Source organism: Candidatus Pantoea deserta (assembly GCF_003813865.1).
Classification (GTDB): domain Bacteria; phylum Pseudomonadota; class Gammaproteobacteria; order Enterobacterales; family Enterobacteriaceae; genus Pantoea; species Pantoea deserta.
In genome coordinates this window covers 1-4158 of sequence record NZ_RMVG01000043.1, presented here as the reverse complement: position 1 = coordinate 4158, position 4158 = coordinate 1, and the positions used below count along the sequence as shown (strand labels likewise).

Sequence of the window (4158 nt, the reverse complement as noted above, 5' to 3'; positions counted from 1 at the left end):
AGCCATCGCTTGTCCCTCTAAGACACGGATATATCTAAGATATAGTCACATCAACCAGGCTTTGCCTGAGTGCAGGATTTACAGAGAGAGAATCAGGGAGGAGATAAAGGAAGTGGTGCTGATACCCAGAGTCGAACTGGGGACCTCACCCTTACCAAGGGTGCGCTCTACCAACTGAGCCATATCAGCACATCTGGAGCGGGCAGCGGGAATCGAACCCGCATCATCAGCTTGGAAGGCTGAGGTAATAGCCATTATACGATGCCCGCATCCTGGAACTCGGCTACCTGTTCTTTCTGTAGCTTGTGAATAATAAGAGATGTTCCCCTACTATTCTAAGTCTGCCAGCGTTACCGACCGACTTTAACTGCGCCGAAGCGCGCGTTGAATTTGGGGTGAGAGAGTGACTCACCGACAGACAAACAGGCCGTTTATCTGTTCCCAACCGCAAGGGTTGAGATGGTGGTGGGAGAAGGATTCGAACCTTCGAAGTCTGTGACGGCAGATTTACAGTCTGCTCCCTTTGGCCGCTCGGGAATCCCACCTACTTGATGGTGCCGGCTACCGGAATCGAACTGGTGACCTACTGATTACAAGTCAGTTGCTCTACCAACTGAGCTAAGCCGGCATCAAGTGACGCGCATTCTAGGAAGGTCGGAGGCAGGATGCAACAAAAAAATCGCGGAAATAATTCTATCGCCTACTATTTGTGCAAATACTCTCATTTTGACGATTTAGTGAAGAAAAAACAGGCGAAAACGGGCTATTTCCTGCCGCGTCGATTTATCCCGATAGGGCTTCCAGTCGCGCTCAGGCCTGCGCCGTTAACGTTTTTTTAGCTCTCTTTTTTTAGATAGCCGCTTAAAAAAAGCGATAACCTGCACAGCAACGTGTGAAAGCGTGCGGGGAATTATCATTTTTCTTCTTTTTATTGTCACACTGATGATAACCTCCAGCCCATTGTTCTCAGTAAAGACCCTATGACATGCTGCTGTGTTCTCGTATCACAACAGGTTTTTTATCGGCGTGACGGGAAGGAGCCTGCGCTGGCAGTCAGACGAATACTTATGAATAAAAAAACTTCACCTCTGACCACACCCTATTTAGAGTTCACCCGCAAGCAGTGGGCCGCGCTGCGTAATTCCGTGCCGATGACCTTAACTGAAGAAGAGATTGCGCAGCTCAAAGGCATTAATGAGGATTTATCTCTGGAGGAGGTCGCCGAGATCTATCTTCCCCTCTCGCGCCTGCTCAACTTCTACATCAGCTCGAATCTGCGCCGTCAGGCCGTGCTGGAACAGTTTCTTGGCACCGACGGACAGAAAATTCCCTATATCATTAGCATTGCCGGCAGCGTCGCTGTGGGTAAAAGTACCACCGCACGCGTGCTACAGGCGCTGCTAAGCCGCTGGCCCGAACATCGTAAAGTCGAACTGATTACCACAGACGGCTTTCTTCACCCTAACGCGGTGTTGAAAGAGCGCGGCCTGATGAAAAAGAAAGGCTTTCCACAGTCTTATGATATGCACAGGCTGGTTAACTTTGTCTCGGCGTTAAAGTCAGGCGCCAGTCAGGTGACCGCGCCCGTCTATTCACACTTGGTCTACGACGTTATTCCGGATGGGGATAAAGTGGTTCACCAGCCCGACATCCTTATTCTGGAAGGGTTAAACGTACTACAGAGCGGGATGGATTATCCTCACGACCCGCATCATGTTTTTGTTTCAGACTTTGTGGATTTTTCCATCTATGTGGATGCGCCGGAAGATCTGCTGCAAAGCTGGTATATCAATCGCTTTTTAAAATTCCGTCAGGGGGCCTTTACGGATCCCGATTCCTATTTCCATCATTATGCGCAGCTCTCTGAAGAAGAGGCCGTGCAGATCGCCACCGGACTGTGGAAAGAGATCAACTGGCTGAACTTGCAGGAAAACATCCTTCCTACCCGTGAGCGCGCCAGCCTGATTATGACCAAAGGCGGCAATCATGCGGTAGACCGCGTCAGATTGCGTAAATAAGCGCGATAAAAAAGCCTGCGCGCGGCAGGCTTTTCTTTACTGAGGACGCAGGGATATTTCTCCGCCTACCCAGGATTTCAACTCGCCATCCTGTTCAAGCAGCAATCCGCCCTGTTTATCGATGCCTCTGGCGATACCATGAATTTCCCGCTCGCCAATTAACAGCTTAACGGGCCGATCGATAAAGTTATCCAGCGCTTTCCAGCGTTCGGTAAATGGCGCCAGTCCATCGCGTTCAAATACCGGCAGCGTGTCGCGCAGACGATTGATTAGCGTCGCTGCCAGCTCGTTTCGATTGATAGCGATACCGGCTTCCTGCAAGTTTATCCAGCCCTGATTTATCTGTTCAGTACCCGCGCCGCGCATAGCAAGATTGATACCCGCTCCAATCACGATTTGCGCCGCATCGCCGGTTTTCCCCGTCAGTTCGACCAGGATGCCTGCCAGTTTACGATCCTGAAGATAGAGATCGTTGGGCCATTTTACACGTACGTCTTTTGCGCCCAGCTGCTGTAATGTCTCTGCCATAACGATACCGATAACCAGACTCAGCCCCATCGCCGCGGCGGGTCCCTGTTCCAGACGCCAGTACATCGACATATAGAGATTCGCGCCAAAGGGAGAAAACCACTGCCGCCCCCGGCGACCGCGGCCTGCCTGCTGATATTCGGCAATACAGGCATCCCCGGACTGCAAACTGCTCATGCGGTCCAGCAGATATTGATTCGTGGAGTCGATAACCGGAATCACGTCCAGGTCTGGCCGGGCAAGCTGTGAAAGAATGGCGTCTTTATCCAGCAGCTGCATCGGCGCCGGCAGGCTATATCCCTTTCCTGTCACCGTATAGATGTCCAGTCCCCAGGTTTTGAGCGTCTGTATATGTTTGTTGATCGCAGCGCGACTCATACCTAAATATTCGCCAAGCTGTTCGCCGGAATGAAACTCTCCGTCAGAGAGTATCTCAACCAGCCTTAAAGGAATGCTATGGTCTTTCATGAAATGATCTCTACGGCGTTGCACTCGCCCTGCGCGCCGATAAAACGCACTTCAGGTTCGAGCCACACATCAAATTTTTGCCCGACGCGAGCGCGTACGGTTCTGGCCAGCTCAACAATATCCTGAGAGCTGGCCTGATCAGCGTTAATGAGTACCAGCGCCTGCTGCTGATGCACCGCTGCGCCGCCCAGGCGAAACCCTTTGAGCTGGCATTGATCGATCAACCAACCCGCGGCCAGTTTAACCTCGCCGCAGGCCTGTGGATAATGCGGCATATCAGGATAAGCGCTCATTAACCTGTCAGCCTGTTCGCGGCTGACCAGCGGATTTTTGAAGAAACTGCCGACGTTGCCCGTCACGCGAGGATCGGGCAGTTTACTCCGGCGCATCCTGCATACCGCATCGAATACGTCCTGAGGCGTCGCCGTGGCGGGATTGAGGCGCGTTAAATCACCGTAGGTCAGCACTGGCCGCCATTGCTTGCTCAAACTGAGACCGAGCGCGGTAATCGCGTAGCCCTGCTGATACTGATGTTTAAAGATGCTGTCGCGGTAGCCAAAAGCGCACTCTTGCTGAGACAGGCGCGCGGTTTCACCAGTGCGCAGATCGAGGACATCAACGTATGCGCAGACATCCTTTAACTCAACGCCATAGGCGCCAATATTTTGAATAGGCGCCGATCCGGCCATGCCAGGAATAAGGGCAAGATTTTCGAGTCCGGCAATCCCCTCGCGCAGAGTTGATTCAACCAGCGCGTGCCAGTTTTCGCCGGCCCCGACATGAATTTTCCAGCTGTCGTCCTGTTCCTGAATATTGATGCCTTTGATTCGATTAAGAACAACCGTACCGGCGAAATCGTCCAGGAAAAGTACATTGCTTCCTTCACCGAGCAGGATAAAGGGCTGCTGATGACGTTCTGCGCGTTGCCAGGCGGTAAGGATGGCTTCCGGTGTATCAGCGATAATGCGGTGATGAGCGCGGATCGCAAGACCCAGCGTATTGTCAGCTTGCAGAGAAGGATACTGGTGGGACATTGTGCGGCCTTAACTAAGTTATCTGCGCCTAGTTTACCGCATCATTTCAGGCTTGTAGGGAAGTTTTGATCATGTTGCCGCGCGAAAAGCGTGCTTTTCAGCGATCGCCG

The 4158-nt window shown here is 52.2% G+C and carries 3 protein-coding genes and 4 tRNA genes; 1 reads left to right on the top strand and 6 read right to left on the bottom strand.

Annotated elements, in window-relative coordinates; genetic code table 11:
• Positions 1 to 113 precede the first annotated feature (113 nt).
• From BBB56_RS23155 to BBB56_RS23140, 4 genes are all read right to left on the bottom strand, one after another.
• Positions 114 to 189 (bottom strand) — tRNA-Thr (locus tag BBB56_RS23155).
• Between the two features lie 5 nt (positions 190 to 194).
• A tRNA-Gly gene (locus BBB56_RS23150) sits at positions 195 to 269 on the bottom strand.
• Positions 270 to 460: 191 nt separating this feature from the next.
• Positions 461 to 545: transfer RNA gene (locus BBB56_RS23145), tRNA-Tyr, on the bottom strand.
• A gap of 7 nt (positions 546 to 552) precedes the next feature.
• Positions 553 to 628 (bottom strand) — tRNA-Thr (locus tag BBB56_RS23140).
• Positions 629 to 1067: 439 nt separating this feature from the next.
• On the opposite strand from BBB56_RS23140, the gene coaA reads away from it, so the two are divergent.
• Positions 1068 to 2018 (top strand): type I pantothenate kinase, encoded by a 951-nt coding sequence (gene coaA / locus BBB56_RS23135; protein ID WP_123803238.1) that lies wholly within the window; start codon positions 1068 to 1070, stop codon positions 2016 to 2018.
• Positions 2019 to 2054: 36 nt separating this feature from the next.
• Here the strand turns inward: coaA and birA are convergent, their stop codons facing one another.
• Both birA and murB read right to left on the bottom strand, forming a co-directional pair.
• Positions 2055 to 3014, bottom strand: a complete 960-nt coding sequence (gene birA, locus BBB56_RS23130; RefSeq protein ID WP_123803237.1) for a bifunctional biotin--[acetyl-CoA-carboxylase] ligase/biotin operon repressor BirA — start codon at positions 3012 to 3014, stop codon at positions 2055 to 2057.
• Complete coding sequence (murB, locus tag BBB56_RS23125; RefSeq protein WP_123803236.1) at positions 3011 to 4048, bottom strand: UDP-N-acetylmuramate dehydrogenase; 1038 nt, start codon at positions 4046 to 4048, stop codon at positions 3011 to 3013. The genes birA and murB overlap by 4 nt, the downstream gene beginning before the upstream one ends.
• Positions 4049 to 4158 lie beyond the last annotated feature (110 nt).